This is a genomic window from Pseudomonas sp. FW305-E2, from assembly GCF_058782925.1.
Window position 1 is genome coordinate 1 of record NZ_JBYSYE010000092.1, and the last position, 1,682, is coordinate 1,682.

General features: G+C 61.2%; 1 protein-coding gene. It reads left to right on the top strand.

All coding sequences use genetic code 11. From position 1 onward, the window contains the following. Positions 1 to 1,682: immunoglobulin-like domain-containing protein (locus AC3WLP_RS27810; protein WP_492576397.1), on the top strand; the 1,682-nt coding region annotated here is incomplete at both ends.

The window sequence follows — 1,682 nt, forward strand, 5'->3', positions numbered from 1 at the left end:
GGCAAAACCACCATCACCATCCCGGCTAACGGTACAACCGGCACTGCCACCGTCACTGCCCCGGACAACGTCTACGTTGGCACCAACGACCCTGTGATCAAATCGATCGCAACCGTTGAAGGCGCGGATGTCGGCAAGTTCGAGCAACTGACGCTGGACAAAACCCCGGTCAGCACGTCGGTTACCGACGAGCCGGGTACGCCGGGCAACGAAGGCGACCTGGTCAAGGTCACTATCACGGCCGACCAGACTTCGGTGGCCGAGAACGTCAAGCCGACCTTCACTGTGCACGTCAACCAGCCGCTGGCTCACGACCTGGTCGTGACCCTGAGCAACAATGCCCAGGTCACCATCAAGGCCGGCGAAACCAGCGCGCCGTACACCCACGCTGCGCAGGGTGATGACGTCTACAACGACGCCGGCCAGATCAGCCTGGGTATCACCTCGGCGGTGGACGCCACTGGTGCGACCTTCGAGAACCTCGAGTTGGGCGGTGCGGCTTCGGTTCAAGTGACCGACACCACCGACGAAGTGGTGGCCAAGCTGACTGCCACCCCTTCGGTCACCGAAGGCGGCGAGATCACTTACACCATCACGCTGACCAACAAAGACGGCCTGCCGATCAACAACCACAGTGCATTGACCTTCACGCTGAGCGACGGTAAAACCGTCATCACCGTGCCGGCCAACGGTACCGTAGGTACTGCTACCGTCACTGCCCCGGACAACGTCTACGTCGGCGCTAACGACCCTGTCGTGAAGTCGATCGCAACCGTTGAAGGCGCGGATGTCGGCAAGTTCGAACAACTGACCCTCGACAAAACCCCGGTCAGCACGTCGGTTACCGACGAGCCGGGTACGCCGGGCAACGAAGGCGACCTGGTCAAGGTCACCATCACGGCCGACCAGACTTCGGTGGCCGAGAACGTCAAACCGACGTTCACCGTACACGTCAACCAGCCGCTGGCTCACGACCTGGTCGTGACCCTGAGCAACAACGCCCAGGTCACCATCAAGGCTGGCGAAACCAGCGCGCCGTACACCCACGCTGCGCAAGGCGATGACGTTTACAACGACGCTGGCCAGATCAGCCTGGGCATCACGTCTGTTGTGGATGTAGACGGTCGCACCTTCGAAAACCTGGAGCTGGGCGGTGCCGCGAAGGTGGATGTCACCGACACCACCGACGAAGTCGTGGCCAAGCTGACCGCGACTCCTTCGGTCACCGAAGGCGGTGAGATCACCTACACCATCACACTGACCAACAAAGACGGCCTGCCGATCGACAAGCATGCGGCGCTGACCTTTACCCTGGACGATGGCAAAACCACCATCACCATCCCGGCTAACGGTACAACCGGCACTGCCACCGTCACTGCCCCGGACAACGTCTACGTTGGCACCAACGATCCTGTGATCAAATCGATCGCAACCGTTGAAGGCGCGGATGTCGGCAAGTTCGAGCAACTGACGCTGGACAAAACCCCGGTCAGCACGTCGGTTATCGACGAGCCAGGTACGCCGGGCAACGAAGGCGACCTGGTCAAGGTCACTATCACGGCCGACCAGACTTCGGTGGCCGAGAACGTCAAGCCGACCTTCACTGTGCACGTCAACCAGCCGCTGGCTCACGACCTGGTCGTGACCCTGAGCAACAATGCCCAGGTCACCATCAAGGCCGG